Annotated in this window: 12 protein-coding genes; 4 read left to right on the top strand and 8 right to left on the bottom strand. The window is 32.4% G+C overall.

Going from position 1 to position 14,349, the window contains the following annotated elements; all coding sequences use genetic code 11:
• Nucleotides 1-8: 8 nt before the first annotated feature.
• Genes rnpM through E0D87_RS06190 form a run of 3 tightly spaced genes read right to left on the bottom strand, consistent with a single transcriptional unit; the run spans nucleotide 9 to nucleotide 2,010 of the window.
• Nucleotides 9-275, bottom strand: coding sequence for an RNase P modulator RnpM (gene rnpM, locus E0D87_RS06200; protein ID WP_004834489.1), 267 nt, complete (start codon nucleotides 273-275; stop codon nucleotides 9-11).
• 4 nt (nucleotides 276-279) lie between these two features.
• Entirely contained in the window at nucleotides 280-1,557 is a 1,278-nt protein-coding gene (gene nusA / locus E0D87_RS06195) for a transcription termination factor NusA (RefSeq protein ID WP_130819767.1), read from the bottom strand.
• Nucleotides 1,558-1,566: 9 nt separating this feature from the next.
• Complete coding sequence (locus tag E0D87_RS06190) at nucleotides 1,567-2,010, bottom strand: ribosome maturation factor RimP (protein WP_130819766.1); 444 nt, start codon at nucleotides 2,008-2,010, stop codon at nucleotides 1,567-1,569.
• Nucleotides 2,011-2,248: 238 nt separating this feature from the next.
• Here E0D87_RS06190 and E0D87_RS06185 point away from each other — a divergent pair, with 238 nt between their 5' ends.
• From E0D87_RS06185 to E0D87_RS06170, 4 genes are read left to right on the top strand one after another with little or no spacing between them, the layout of a single operon-like run.
• On the top strand, nucleotides 2,249-3,703 hold the full coding sequence (locus E0D87_RS06185) for a carbon starvation CstA family protein (RefSeq protein ID WP_130819765.1): 1,455 nt from the start codon (nucleotides 2,249-2,251) through the stop codon (nucleotides 3,701-3,703).
• A gap of 52 nt (nucleotides 3,704-3,755) precedes the next feature.
• Nucleotides 3,756-4,064, top strand: coding sequence for a hypothetical protein (locus E0D87_RS06180; RefSeq protein WP_130819764.1), 309 nt, complete (start codon nucleotides 3,756-3,758; stop codon nucleotides 4,062-4,064).
• A gap of 1 nt (nucleotide 4,065) precedes the next feature.
• Nucleotides 4,066-4,950, top strand: coding sequence for an AAA family ATPase (locus E0D87_RS06175; RefSeq protein ID WP_130819763.1), 885 nt, complete (start codon nucleotides 4,066-4,068; stop codon nucleotides 4,948-4,950).
• On the top strand, nucleotides 4,940-6,616 hold the full coding sequence (locus E0D87_RS06170; protein ID WP_130819762.1) for a vWA domain-containing protein: 1,677 nt from the start codon (nucleotides 4,940-4,942) through the stop codon (nucleotides 6,614-6,616). The genes E0D87_RS06175 and E0D87_RS06170 overlap by 11 nt, the downstream gene beginning before the upstream one ends.
• A 29-nt stretch (nucleotides 6,617-6,645) precedes the next feature.
• Here the strand turns inward: E0D87_RS06170 and E0D87_RS06165 are convergent, their stop codons facing one another.
• Genes E0D87_RS06165 through E0D87_RS06145 form a run of 5 tightly spaced genes read right to left on the bottom strand, consistent with a single transcriptional unit; the run spans nucleotide 6,646 to nucleotide 14,284 of the window.
• Nucleotides 6,646-10,722 carry a PolC-type DNA polymerase III gene (locus E0D87_RS06165; RefSeq protein ID WP_130819761.1) on the bottom strand — a complete coding sequence of 1,359 codons (4,077 nt, stop codon included), beginning with the start codon at nucleotides 10,720-10,722 and terminating at the stop codon, nucleotides 6,646-6,648.
• Nucleotides 10,712-11,773, bottom strand: a complete 1,062-nt coding sequence (gene ispG / locus E0D87_RS06160) for a flavodoxin-dependent (E)-4-hydroxy-3-methylbut-2-enyl-diphosphate synthase (RefSeq protein WP_130819760.1) — start codon at nucleotides 11,771-11,773, stop codon at nucleotides 10,712-10,714. The genes E0D87_RS06165 and ispG overlap by 11 nt, the downstream gene beginning before the upstream one ends.
• 10 nt (nucleotides 11,774-11,783) lie before the next feature.
• Nucleotides 11,784-12,803 (bottom strand): RIP metalloprotease RseP, encoded by a 1,020-nt coding sequence (gene rseP, locus E0D87_RS06155; RefSeq protein ID WP_130819759.1) that lies wholly within the window; start codon nucleotides 12,801-12,803, stop codon nucleotides 11,784-11,786.
• 9 nt (nucleotides 12,804-12,812) lie between these two features.
• Nucleotides 12,813-13,589, bottom strand: a complete 777-nt coding sequence (locus tag E0D87_RS06150; protein ID WP_130819758.1) for a phosphatidate cytidylyltransferase — start codon at nucleotides 13,587-13,589, stop codon at nucleotides 12,813-12,815.
• On the bottom strand, nucleotides 13,589-14,284 hold the full coding sequence (locus tag E0D87_RS06145; protein ID WP_242618448.1) for an isoprenyl transferase: 696 nt from the start codon (nucleotides 14,282-14,284) through the stop codon (nucleotides 13,589-13,591). Before E0D87_RS06145 ends, E0D87_RS06150 begins: the two co-directional genes overlap by 1 nt.
• Between the last annotated feature and the right edge of the window lie 65 nt (nucleotides 14,285-14,349).

Raw genomic sequence — 14,349 nt, 5'->3', positions numbered from 1 at the left:
AAATCTCCTCAATTTACTTCATAAGCTTCTAACTCCTCGTAAAGTTCATCTGAAACTTTTTGTTTAAAAACTCGGTTTAGCTTATTAGTTTTCTTTGCATTTTCAAGACACTCTTTGCTCTTACAAATATATGCTCCGCGTCCATTTTTCTTTCCTGATTCATCAATTAAAATCCCTTCTTCTTTGTTGTTTACAATTCTTAGAAGGTCATTTTTATCCTTAAGCTTACCACAAACGACACATTTTCTTTGTGGGATTTTTCTAGCTTTTTTCATTTAATTAATCCTCATGAATATCATCTTCACTGTCTATTTTTTCTATATAGTCTTCTTCAGATTCTTCTTCCAAAGTCTCATCTTCTTCTAAAGATTCTTCATCATCTACTATGTTGGAACTTTCGCTAGTTCCTTCACTTTCTTCATCTATTATATCAAGGATTTCTTCGTCTTCTTCTGATTCTTCTATATCAGGATCTTCAACTTCGTTTAATCCTAATATTTCATCTATATCATCTTGACTTAAAGTATCAAATTCTTCCTTGCTCTTGATATCTATCTTCCAACCAGTAAGTCTTGCTGCAAGTCTTGCGTTTTGTCCTTCCTTACCAATTGCAAGGGAAAGTTGGTCTGATGAAACTACTACTAGTGATTGTTTATTTTTTTCATTTACAATTACATCAATTATATCTGCAGGAGATAATGCATTTGATATAAACACCTTGATATCTTTATCAAAGTTTATTATATCGATCTTTTCTCCTTGAAGTTCTTCAACTATAGAATTTACACGAGCACCCTTAAATCCAATGCAAGCACCGACAGCATCTATTGTTTCATCATTTGAAAATACTGCCATCTTAGTTCTAGAACCAGCTTCTCTAGCTATTGAATAAATCTCAATAACTCCTTCTGTGATTTCTGGAACTTCTAGCTCGAACAATCTTGTAATTAAATCTTGACTAGATCTAGATAAGATTATTTGTGGATCTTTTGAAGAATTTCTAACTTCTTTAATTAAGAATTTCATTCTTTCATTTGGTGCATAATTTTCTGTTGGAACTTGCTCCTTTAGTGGAACTACGCCTTCTATTTTATCTAAATTAACATACAAATTATAATTATCAGCCCTTTGGATTAGACCTGTAATCATTTCATTTGATCTTTCAATGTATTCGCCATACAAAGAATCTCTTTGGGCATCTCTAATTTTTTGGATGACAATATTCCTTGCAGTTTGAGCTGCCACTCTACCGAAATTCTTTGGAGTAAGCTCTATTCTTGCTACATCACCTAAATCATATGTTTGATTGATTTTCTTAGCATCTTTTATAGATATTTCACTAATAGAATCTTCAACTTCTTCTACAACATTTTTTAGGGCAAATACTTCTATTTTTCCACTCTCTTCATCAATTATTACATCGACATTTTCTTGATTGTCATAATTTTTTTGATAGCTTTTTATAAGAGCTTTTTTCAAGGCGTCTAAAATTGTTGCCTTATCCAGCCCTTTTTCTTTGCATAGCTCATCTAAAGCTAGCATAAAATCATTGTTCATACATACTCCTTAGAAAACAATCTCTATGTTTATTTGCTTTACATCGCTCTTATTTACTTGTCTAGAAGTTCCATCTTCTAAATCAAACTCATAAGTATCTTCATTTATATCGCTAACCTTGCCAAGAAAAACTTCTCCATCTTTCATTTTAACCTTCAATACTTCGTTGATGTTTCTTTCGATATCTCTATCAGTTTTAAGTGGTCTTGACAAATCTTGGCTAGATACTTCAAGATAATATGAATCTTTAATAAGATCAAGTTCATCTAATCTAGTATCTAAAAAAGCACTCACCTTCTCGCAATCGTCAATTGTGATACCCTCTTCATTGAATATAAAAAATGTAAGAATTTTATTTCCTTTACTGCCCTTATATTCAATATCAACTAGTTCATATCCCAATTCACTAATATCAGATTCAAAGATTTCCCTAAGTCTATTTGTTAAATCCATACTACCTTCCTTCACCTCATAACATATTAAAAGAGTGGAAACCAACCCCCACTCTTTTGCTACATTCATTATACTTTATAATAGCTGATATTCAATATTTAAGATTTACATTTAATTTTTTATGCTAATATAAATTTAGCTTGCTAAATATAGATATTACAAATATGAAATCGTTATTGTCTTGTAATTATTCATTAAAACATTTATAATTAAATTAAGATAATAAAAGGAGGTAATCATGACATTATTTATTATCGGTATTATTATACTAATTGTCGGTGGTATTGGTTATTCTAAGTATGTTGAAAAACAACTTGAACCAGATGACCGCGAAACTCCAGCTGTTAGAAAAGCTGACGGTGTTGACTTTGTAGCTATGAGTGAAAAGAAAAACTGGCTAATAAACCTACTAAATATCGCTGGTACTGGCCCAATCTTAGGACCTATCCAAGGTATTTTATTTGGACCTATTGCATTTATTGCAATTCCAATCGGTTGTGTGTTTGCTGGTGCAGTTCACGATTTTTGTACAGGTTTCATTTCTATGAGAAATGGTGGTAGCCAAGTTCCAAAACTTGTTGGTAAATACATAGGTGAAGGAGCTAGGAAGTTTTACAATATAGTAATTGCTATCCTACTTCTATTAACAGGTGTTGTATTTGTCTATACTCCTGGAGATTTAATTGCAAACGACGTAATGGGCGCTGATCCTAACTCAAATGTGATTTGGATTATCTATGCTGTAATTTTCGCTTATTATATCCTATCAACTGTACTACCAATTGATAAACTAATCGGAAGAATCTATCCAATATTTGGTGCCTTCCTAATCATATCTGCGATTGGAGTATTCATAGGAATTATATTTAAAGGAAATGCAAATCTTTCATTTGAAGGACAAGGTTTACTTGCAGAGCACCCACTAGGACAAAAGTTTATCCCATCATTCTTTATTACAGTTGCTTGTGGTATCCTTTCTGGTTTCCACGGATCTCAAGTTACACTAGTATCTAGAACCGTAAAGACAGAAAGAGAAGCTAGAGGAACATTCTACTCTACAATGATAGCTGAAGGTATTATCGCTATGGTTTGGGCTGCAGGTGCTATGGTTATATTCTCAACAGGAACTGCTGCACTTGACACTCCAGGTACATTGATGGTTGGAGAAATCTCTAGATACTTTATGGGTAATATTGGTGGTCTTATCGCAATCATCGGTGTTATCGCTCTACCAATCACATCAGGAGATACTGCTTTTAGATCACTTAGACTTATAATTGCAGAAGAATTAAATATAGACCAAAAAGTTCCAGCTAAGAGAGCAGGTCTTGCAGCTTGTCTATTTGTTCCAGCAGCAGCAATTCTTTACTTTGCTAAGTCAAATCCAAAAGGATTCAACATCTTGTGGAGATACTTCGGATTTACTAACCAATTCGTAGCAATATTCGCTCTAGCTGTAGCTACAAGCTATTTAATCTATAACAACAAAAACTACCTAATCACATTGATTCCTGGAATATTCTATACTTTCATAGTATTCTCATTTATAATCAATGTTAAAGGTCTTGGTTTTGGTCAAGATTTCAAAATAGCTTATCCAATAGCAGGTATTTTAGCAATAGCTTATGCAGTTTACGTTGTAAAAGTATCTAAGAAAAATAGAAGAAGAATTGAAGCCATTAAATTAGACTAAAAGATATAAAGGTGGGTGGCATTTGCCATCCCCTTTTTTATTAGGAGGAAAAATGAAATTTATCTTAGACAAAAAAGCTATAGATTTTCTAGATAAAAAGAAACTCGATAAGATATATATAAATCCTGACCTTGACCAAAAGGCAGCTTGTTGTGGTATAGGCACTGTAGATTTCGATGTTAGTTTCAAAGATGATGATATAAGTAGATATTTAAAAACAAATATTAAAAATATAGACATCTTTTATAACCCAACTATTTCCATGTATATAAAAGACGATCAAGAGATTACCATATCTGCCTTTGGACTAGGTAGTTTTAAGAAACTTTTTGTTGCAAATGAAATACCAATAGAGAAATAAAATGCTAGATAATGATAATAAAATAAGACAATTTATAAATAATTATACTACAAAACCCGAATACAAAAACAGAATTGCACATCCAAAGTATACTTACCGCGGAGACTCAGTTATTCACAAAGCAATTACAGCTATTTTATCAGGTAAAAATATACTCTTAGTGGGAGCTAAATCTACTGGGAAGAATGTATTAGCTGAGAATTTATCAGCTATATTTCATAGGCCAATGTGGAATGTTTCTTTTCATGTAAATATCGACACATCAATCCTCATAGGAACTGATACTTTAAAAGATGGTGAAGTTATCTTTAGGAAAGGTCCCGTAACTAAAGCTTGTGAGGCTGGAGGATTTCTCGTTTTGGATGAAATAAATATGGCTAGAAATGAAGCTATGGCGACTCTACATTCCGTCTTAGACTACAGGAGAATAATTGATATACCAGCATATGATTTGATTGAAATTCATCCTGCAACTAGATTTATAGCAACAATGAATTATAACTACGAAGGAACACGAGAGCTAAACGAAGCTCTCCTATCTAGATTTGTAATAATTGATATGCCTACAATTGAAGAAGAAAATCTCAAACTATTGCTAAAAGAAAACTATCCTGATTTAAAAGAAGATATGCTAAGCCAGATTATTAAATTATTCTACGATATCAAATTAAAAGCAGATAATAATGAAATATCTGAAAATGCGATTGATCTTAGAGGAATATTTGATTCTATAGACCTCGCCAAGAATGGACTCGAATATAATGAGGCTCTTAAAATGTGTCTTGTAAACAAAGTGTTTGATAGTTTCGAACAGGCTTTAATTACAGATGTTATCAAATCCAGATTTAAAGAAAAAATATATTACGGAGATATGTTTGAACAATAGGTCTTTTAATGAAGAAAATAGAATATATAACCAAATATACAACGGAGCAAAGTTATATAATTTTAAACCTCCTCTTGTTGGATTCGATCTAAGTGGCAATCCTGATTTTTATACTAATCTAATTATAGGTCTATCCATAAAATATTTTGGTAAAGACACCATAGATAAGCTATTTAGTCTTCGGGAAAATAATAAGAATAGGGATAGGTTTGACCTTTTTGCAATATATTTATTGGAAGATATCTGCTACAAAAGAGAATATCAGAATAGGCCTCATATTAAAACCTTAAGATACGATTATGCAAGAGAATTCCTAGCGGATAAAAATGACCTTAGAAGAAGAAACCTAGCCCTTAAGGAAAACTTATATTACAGTCTAATAATGAAAAAATGTTCAGATATCCTTGGAATAAAATATAAATTATCAGAAAAAGAAAACCAGATATATAATAATTTTTCCTTAGATTCTTCTACAAATCCTATGAATTTATCTTGTGAAATTCTATATCTATTTAAAAAATATCTTAATTTCTCAGAAAAAAAGAAATATATTAGTCCATTAAATATTAGCTTTTCTCTATTTAATATAAAAGGTGTCTACCAACTAGAAAGATCTAATAGAGCAGATATTTTTAAAAATAAAAATGCGTCAACCAATAACTTCATAGAAAAATTTGTAGCTAGGCGAAGAAATTCAAAGAGAGAAGAAATAATTAGGACTTTTGGTATGCCGCTATTTAGCTTAGAAAAAGAACTACTAATAAACGAAATGTGCGCTGTTGATAAGCACAAGAAATCACATGTATACTTTACCAAAGGTGAAACTACCAATTCTTATGATATTATAAATAGTCTAAATCAAAAAGCAAGAGAAAGAAATTATACCTACTACAAAGAAAATGAAAATAAAAATAAGAGAATAATTAATAGACTTGCCAAAAATATAAAACTATCACTAAATTCTATAAATGACTCTGACACTTATACTGCAAAAGAAGGAATGCTCGTGGGTTCTCTTGCATGGAAAGCAAAAGTAGGAAATAATCCAAAAATTTTTTCTAAAAAAACTTATGATAATAAAGATGCATTTAGAGTAACGATCCTTTTAGATGGATCTAACTCCCTTCTTTACAAACAAGAAATCGTAGCAAGTGAAGCCTATATCCTCTCCATGGCACTTAGTAAAAATAATATAAATCATAGAATTATAAGCTATTCTACCGTTAACGATTACACAGCTCTTACCTTTCTAAAAGCTTTTGATGAAAGAACAGACGTCAACAGAATATTTTCTTATAAAACAATTGGATTTAACAGAGACGGGTTAGCAATGAGAGCAATCTCCTCAATTACAGAAAAAAAGGCTAAAAACGAACTTCTTTTAATATTAACAGATGCAAGTCCCAGTGATATCAAGCCACTGATAACAGAAGGATTTTCTTTAAATAAACCATACAAGGGACAAACTGCCCTTACAGATTACAAAGAAGAAATAAATCAATTAAGAAAGAAAAACATAAAAATAGCAGCTCTTATCCACAAAGACAATCCAGAAAACGCCGCCTATCTTTTCTATAAAGATTTCGTCCGAATAAATGATTTAAATAACTTAGCTAACGCAGGAGCTAGATTGATTAAAAATCAAATTAAAAAATTAAACAAGTAAAAAGGAGCATATATTTTGCTCCTTTTTTGTTAAAACAATCCATCAAATAAAGACATTTGGTTTTTTTCTTGGATTCCTTCTATTATTCCCAGCGATTTTAGGCTATTTAGGGCGTTTTTATTTACTGAAGTCCTTTGTTTTAAATCTTCTATAGATATAAATTCTCCCTTATCTCTTTCTCTTACTATGTCGTATGCCATAGCTTCACTTACATCATCTACTGATGATAAGGGTGGAAGGATGTAGCCTTTTCTATCGCTTAGTAAAAATTTGGTGGCGTCAGATTTGTATATATCAGCCCTTTCTAATTTTATATCTCTTGCTGCCATTTCTTCTGCAACTTCTAAGACTGTTCTAATTTGCTTATCTCTTTGAGATAAGTCGAAACTATCTCTTACTTCATCCAATGCTTTTTGGATGCTTTCTAGCCCTTTTATGATGGTTGAGTATTTGAAGTCATTAATTTTTGTATTGTAATAAGTCGCGTAGAAAGCTTCTGGGTAATACACCTTGTAATAAGCTATCCTATAGCTCATTAGACAATAGGCAACCGCATGAGCCTTTGGGAAAAGATATTGAATCTTAAGACATGATTCTATGTACCATTCTGGTACGTTATTTTCCCTCATATAGGATAGAATTTCATCTGAAAGTGGTTTTCCTTTTCTAACTTTTTCCATTATTGAGAATGATTTTTTCTTATCTAATCCTTGTTGGATTAGGGCGTTCATTATATCATCACGAGTTGAAATAATTTCATCAAAGCTTGCCGTTCCATTTCTAACAAGGTCTTGGGCATTATTAAGCCACACGTCAGTTCCGTGAGATAGGCCTGATATTCTAGTCATTTCTGAAAACTTTGTTGGGTAGGCATCTTTTAACATTCCTCTAACGAAGTTTGTACCAAATTCTGGTATGCCTAGAGTTCCTATTTCATTGTTGGAAAAATCATGTTTTATATCCAATGTTTCGGTAGATGAGAAAATCTTCATCACCTTTGGATCTCCCATAGTTATTTCAAGTGGATTTGTACCAGTCAAATCTTGAAGTGCCCTAATAATTGACGGTACATCGTGACCTAATAGGTCAAGTTTTAAGAGGGTCTCATGCATCATGTTATAAGTAAAGTGAGTAGTCTTTATATCTCCTCTGCCATCATCAGCAGGATATTGGATTGGACAAATATCGAAAATCTCTATATCATCAGGTACGACAATTAGTCCACCCGGATGTTGACCTGTCGTTCTTTTGACATCCTTTAGTCCCCTTTGAATCTTTCTTATCTGCGCATTGGTAAATTCTACATTATAATCTTCGCTATATTTTTTGATATATCCAAAGGCAGTATTATCTTGGATAGCTCCAATTGTTCCTGCTCTAAATACTTTTCCTTCACCAAACAATTCTTCTGTATATTTGTGAATGGTTGGTTGATATTCTCCAGCAAAGTTTAAGTCTATATCCGGTTCCTTGTCTCCTTCAAATCCTAAGAATACTTCAAACGGAATATTGTGCCCGTCTTTTTTCATCATTGTTCCACATTCTGGGCAGGCCTTATCTGGATAATCTATTCCTGCTCCCAAAAGGTCATCTTCAAAAAACTCTGAATGTTTACAAGATGGACATACATAATGTGGAGATAGAGGATTTACTTCGGTGATATCAGCCATTGTCGCTGCAAATGATGAACCTACAGATCCTCTAGATCCTACCAAGTATCCATCGTCATTTGATTTTCCTACAAGCTTTTTGGCGATTATATAAAGAACCGCATATCCATTAGATATAATTGAATTAAGCTCTCTATTTAGTCTATCCTCTACTATTTTAGGTAGAGGATCGCCATAGATTGAATGTGCTTTATTAAAGCAAGTTTCTCTTAGTTCTTTATCTGAACCTGCAATCTTTGGTGGGAAAGTTCCCTTAGGAATTGGTCTAATATCTTCGATCAATTCTACTATTTTCTTTGGATTTCTAATTACTACATCTTCTTGGTCAAGCGGATCTAGATAAGAAAACTCATCAAGCATTTCTTTGGTTGTTCTAAAATAATACAAGGGTTCTGACTCATGATATTTAAAATATTGCCCCTTATGGAGGATATTTCTTAAGATATAATCGTCCTTTTCAAGGTATCTAACAGCACCTGTTGCTACAGCAAGTTTATTATCTTCCTTTGCCATAGCTAAAATATTTTTATTTATTTGTCTAACTTGGTCAAAGTCACGAAGTCTACCCTTATTTATTTCATCACTGAACACTCCTAGGGGTGCTAATTGGTAGAAATCAAACATGTCTAGTATTTTATTAATATCACTTTTATTTCTACCTTGGGCAAGATAAGAAAATAATATTCCTTCATCTCCACCAGATCCAACTATTAGACCTTCTCTGTATTTTTCAAGAGCAGAAATTGGAGTCTTTGCTTCGTTATTAAAGTGATTCATCCTAGATTCAGAAATTAATTTATAAAGATTTTTAAGGCCAGTTTTATTTTTAGCATAAACTGTAACAGAAAAATACTCATGTTTTGCCTTTGGCCAGTAGCTTTTTAGCTCATTTATATTTGAAAGACTTATGCCATCCATTTTCATAATTCTATCAAACATCTTGATAAATATTTGGGCAGTTGCTCGTGCATCGTCACTTGCCCTGTGGTGGTTAAAGGCTGGTATTTCTAGTTTTCTTGCAATCTTATCTAAGGAGAATTTCTTCATATCAGAAAATAATGCTCTTGCCATTGGCAAGGTATCTAGATATAAAGGGTTAAATTCTATCCCCATTCTAAAACAGTTTTCCTTGATAAATCCAACATCGAAATCAGTATTTTGACCTACCAGTATAGAATCTCCACAAAATTTCAAGAAATCCTTCATAACCTCATCAATCTTAGGACAATCCTCCACCATTTCATTTGTGATTCCAGTTATATCTGTTATTTTTTCTGATATCACCATTTCTGGATTGACAAGTTGGTTGTATTCTTCGGTTATCTTTCCATTTTCAACTTTGACTGCACCTATTTCTGTTATTCTATCCTTATATTTAGATAAACCTGTTGTTTCCAAGTCGAATACAACGAATGATGTATCTTTTATGTCAGAAACATCAGGAATATTCTTATCAGATAGGTTAGTCAAAACTCTAAGCTCATCTTCTACCAATAAAAGCTCCGCACCAGGTAACATTCTTATGCCTTCTTTGCTTAAAGCATCATATAAATCTGGCAAGGCTTGGAGAGTTTCTGTATCTGTAATACCAACAGCATCCATCTTCCATGATTTTAATGTGTTTATTAGGTCTTTATTGTCTACAAAGCCATCAAGGTTTGTCATTTTTGTATGAACTTCTAGCTCAACTCTCTTATCTAAGGCTGTATCAGTGTGTTTGCCCAAGGTAGCATCAACCATAGCATTTATAGTAAATACATCTTCTTGAGAGAACTTGTCGTAGTTTAGGACACCTTCAACCATGACCTCTGATCCCTCGCTAAATTGTTGCAATTTGAAGTTATTTTTTTTATTGGCAAAGAGTTTACAAGATATAGCGTCTGTTTTATCTTCTAGGTCAAAGGTATAGATAAAATATCCATTTTTTGTTTCAAGAACACTAAGTCCATAGACCTTTCCAATTAAAGCTGTAGCTACACCCTTTAGGCCGTAAATATCCTTGATATTTATAACATCGTTTTTTATTTTTCTACCAAAGTTGATATTTTCAACCTTTATTTCTTCTTTTTTTTCTTCTTCTCTATTTTGAATAGCTGATTTTATTTGATCGTCAATTCTTTTTTCTCTTTGCTTGATTAGAAGCTCAGCTTCACTTAGGCTATCTTCAACATCTTCTCTAGATTGATCTATGTCACTTAGAGAAAGTTCATTATTACCAGTTTCTAACTCTTGATAATCTTCTTTTCTTCTTATATTTATCTCAAGATTTACAAAGGAAAAATAATCGTATAGTTTTTCTCTATCTTCTCTGGTGAAATTATAAGTGTTGCCTTCTATTTCTAGACTTAATATATTTGTTTTTTGGTAAAAAATCGCCTCAGTTACAAAGAAATTATTACTATCAATATCAATTAAATCTGCTAGATCAATTTTCATTGTTCTTGCTTTCTTGTAATACTTCTATTAATGTATCTACTATTTCCTCTTCTTTAACTTTCTTGATTGTCTTTCCATTTTTAAATAAAAATCCCATACCATTGGCAGCAGATATTCCATAATCGGCTTCTTTACTTTCTCCTGGTCCATTTACAGGGCAACCCATTATTGCAACTTTTGATGAAACATCCAAACCGTTTGTCTTTTCTTCTACTTCTTTTACAATTTTAGGAAGGTCGACTGTTGTTCTTGAGCATGTTGGACATGATACAATGTCTAGTCCATCTGTTCTGAGATTAAGAGCTTTTAGGATTGCTTTTCCCGCCTTAACTTCTTCTAGGATATCTCCAGTTATAGAGACTCTTATAGTATCGCCTATTCCGTCTTTTAGTAGACTACCAATTCCTATTGATGATTTTACAAGTGCTTGATACAAAGGACCTGCTTCTGTAACACCTAGGTGAAGTGGATAATCTACTTTTTCTGATAATTTTCTGTAGGCATCTATCATTGTGTTTACATCAGATGATTTTACAGATATTTTTATATCCCTAAAATCAAGATCTTCTAATATTTTCACTTCTTCAAGTGCAGATGCTACCAAGGAATCAGCATTAACTCCTCCGAATTTATCTACAATCTCTCTTGATATAGAACCTGAGTTTACACCAATTCTTATAGGTATATTTTTCTCCTTGCATTTTTCTACAAGAAGTTTCACCTTATCAGATCCACCAATATTACCTGGATTGTATCTAAGGCAATCGCAACCATTTTCAACTGCAGCTAGTGCCAATTTGTAATCAAATTGGATATCAGCTACTAGTGGTAGATTTACTCTTTTTTTAATTTCTCTTATAGCTTCGGCATCTTCTATAGAGTTAATTGCAGATCTTGCTATATCGCAACCTGCTTTTTCTAAAGCATTAATTTGCTCAACGACACTATCTACATCACTTGTCTTTGCTGTTGTCATGGATTGAACAGAAATAGGAGAGTCGCCTCCTACTGCAACATCTCCTACATAAATCTTTCTAGTTTTTTTTCTCATTTTTTCTCCTTTAGAATAATGAAATTATATCTTTTATTGAAATTAGGATTATAAGTCCTATTAAAAGGACAAAACCTACTATGGTCACTTTTTCTTCTAATTTTTTGTTGATTCTTTTTCCTGTAATCATCTCATAAATAGAGCTTACAAGTTTGGAACCATCAAGAGCTGGTATTGGCAATAGATTAAATACACCAAGGTTTACACTAATATAACCTAGAAAATATAAGAGACTCATTAATCCATTTTGTGCTTGATTGCCAAGTTCTTTTACAACTCCTACAGGTCCAGATAAGGCTGATACTGCAATTTCACCTGTAAATAATCTACCTAAGATAATAAAAATCAGTGCAATATTTTTACCAGTTTCTATAAATCCTAGCTTGATTGCTTCAAAGAAACTAGCCTTTCTAAGCTTAGATTCTACTCCAAAAAACACATTACCGTTTTCCTTTTGAGGTTTTATGTCGAAGGTCATTTCCTCATTAGAACTTTCTCTATAAACTTTAACCTCTATTGGTTCACTAATATCCTTATCCTTGTAGTATTCATTTACTATTTGGGATATCTCTGGGAAATTTTCTATCTTTGTATGATTTACTTCTATAATCTCATCTCCAACTTCCATACCAGCTTCTTTGGCTGGAGAATTGTCGGTGAAGTTGCCAATACTTGTTGTAGTAATTCCAGTGTTTAGTCCAACTATGAAAAATATTATGCTAGCAAGTAAAAGATTCATAACAGGGCCTGCAAGGATAGTTAGAAATTTATTTATTGGCCTTGCCCTATCATAGCTTCTTGGATCGTTGCTTTCGTCATCTTCACCTTCCATAGCACAATATCCACCCATTGGAATAGCTCTTAGTGAATAAAGTGTTTCTCCTTTTTGTTTAGTAAAAATTGCCGGCCCCATGCCTATGGCAAATTCATTAACCTTTATGCCAGACAATTTTGCAACTATAAAATGTCCAAATTCGTGAATCAAAATTAGAAAAAGGAACATAAATATAGCTATTAAAATTTTAATCATCAAATCTCCTTATAACCTAGAAAAAAGGTATAAAACTGGGGCAATAAATAGCATAGAATCAAACCTATCCAATATTCCCCCATGGCCTCTGATAATGTTACCAAAGTCTTTAACACCAGTTTTCCTTTTAATATATGAAGCTATCAAATCTCCTATTTGAGATAAAACAGCCGCAATTATAGTAAATATAACAACCTCATAAATTTCTACTCCCAAGTGAAATTCGTTTATGAAAATAGAATTTAATATGCAAGCTCCTATTATTCCACCGATAGATCCTTCTATCGTCTTGTTAGGGCTAATATGACTTATCTTTTCAATCTTGTGTCTGCCAAGCAATGATCCCACAAGATAAGCAAAAGTATCAGATCCCCAAGCTGTGATATAAAGTAACCATACAAAATTAACATCTTTTATCCTTAGGATATGACTCATCAAAAATGATACATACATCATTACAAATGAAGTCGCAAATCCATCGTATAGACTATATTTTGGTTTAAATATTATATACATAAGCATAAATAAGACTGAAAATGCAAGGCTTGCAATATAGATATCAGAATTATTGATAAACGCAGCTATCATTATCAAAGTGTTAGTAAAATATAAAAGCTTGATTGGAAGTTTTATCTCAATTTTAGCTAAAGCTTCCTTTATTTCATGAAGTGCTATGAATGAAAAAATCATAACCCCTATGGATAGGGAAATTCTACCTAAATAAGTAATCAATATAAGTAGGGCAAGTATTATGGCTCCACCTATAGCTCTGTTAAATAGATTCATTATAAACCACCATATCTACGATTTCTCCTAGCAAATTCTTCCAAAGCTTGGTCAAAAGAATCTCTAGTAAAATCTGGCCACAAGGTATCAGTGAAATAAAGCTCGGAATAAGCTAGTTGATATATTAGAAAATTAGAAAGTCTTAGCTCTCCACCTGGTCTAATCAATAAATCAGGATCAGGTTGACCTTTCGTATATAGATAATCTGATATTAATTCCTCGGTGATATCAGTTCTATCTACCCCATCATCTAGCATTTTTTTGAAGGCATTTACTATCTCGTCTCGTCCACCGTAGTTTAAAGCGATATTTAGAGTAATACCATCATTTTTAGAGGTTTTTTCCATTCCTTTTAGGCAGATTTCTCTAGTATCTTCTGGAAGCTTTGACAAATCTCCTAAAAACAATAACTTACAGTTCTCTTTCATTAATATATCAATCTTTTCATTAATAAATTTAATGACAAGTTTCATTAGGTAGCCAACTTCTTCATCGGGTCTTTTCCAATTTTCAGTAGAAAAAGCATATAGACTCAGATACTTGACTCCTCTTTCTTTAGCATATAGACAAATGTCTACTACATTGTCTGCCCCATTCTTGTGACCGAAAGTCCTAGGCATAAGTCTTTTCTTTGCCCATCGTCCATTTCCATCAAGAATTATGGCAACATGTTTTGGTATATTAGTATTTTCCATAAATCTTCCTTTTTTTAGTTTATCTTTGTCCATTATACTCAAAGAATCTTTCTATTTCTATTACT

It is taken from the genome of Anaerococcus vaginimassiliensis, assembly GCF_900626155.1.
Taxonomy (GTDB): domain Bacteria; phylum Bacillota; class Clostridia; order Tissierellales; family Peptoniphilaceae; genus Anaerococcus; species Anaerococcus vaginimassiliensis.
This window is presented reverse-complemented; position numbering and strand designations above follow the sequence as displayed.

Bases quoted from the DNA above. Each gene is read 5' to 3' on its own strand.
- rnpM (WP_004834489.1), bottom strand. From the start codon at position 275: ATGAAAAAAGCTAGAAAAATCCCACAAAGAAAATGTGTCGTTTGTGGT.
- nusA (WP_130819767.1), bottom strand. From the start codon at position 1,557: ATGAACAATGATTTTATGCTAGCTTTAGATGAGCTATGCAAAGAAAAA.
- E0D87_RS06190 (WP_130819766.1), bottom strand. From the start codon at position 2,010: ATGGATTTAACAAATAGACTTAGGGAAATCTTTGAATCTGATATTAGT.
- E0D87_RS06185 (WP_130819765.1), top strand. From the start codon at position 2,249: ATGACATTATTTATTATCGGTATTATTATACTAATTGTCGGTGGTATT.
- E0D87_RS06180 (WP_130819764.1), top strand. From the start codon at position 3,756: ATGAAATTTATCTTAGACAAAAAAGCTATAGATTTTCTAGATAAAAAG.
- E0D87_RS06175 (WP_130819763.1), top strand. From the start codon at position 4,066: ATGCTAGATAATGATAATAAAATAAGACAATTTATAAATAATTATACT.
- E0D87_RS06165 (WP_130819761.1), bottom strand. From the start codon at position 10,722: ATGAAAATTGATCTAGCAGATTTAATTGATATTGATAGTAATAATTTC.
- ispG (WP_130819760.1), bottom strand. From the start codon at position 11,773: ATGAGAAAAAAAACTAGAAAGATTTATGTAGGAGATGTTGCAGTAGGA.
- rseP (WP_130819759.1), bottom strand. From the start codon at position 12,803: ATGATTAAAATTTTAATAGCTATATTTATGTTCCTTTTTCTAATTTTG.
- E0D87_RS06150 (WP_130819758.1), bottom strand. From the start codon at position 13,589: ATGAATCTATTTAACAGAGCTATAGGTGGAGCCATAATACTTGCCCTA.
- E0D87_RS06145 (WP_242618448.1), bottom strand. From the start codon at position 14,284: ATGGAAAATACTAATATACCAAAACATGTTGCCATAATTCTTGATGGA.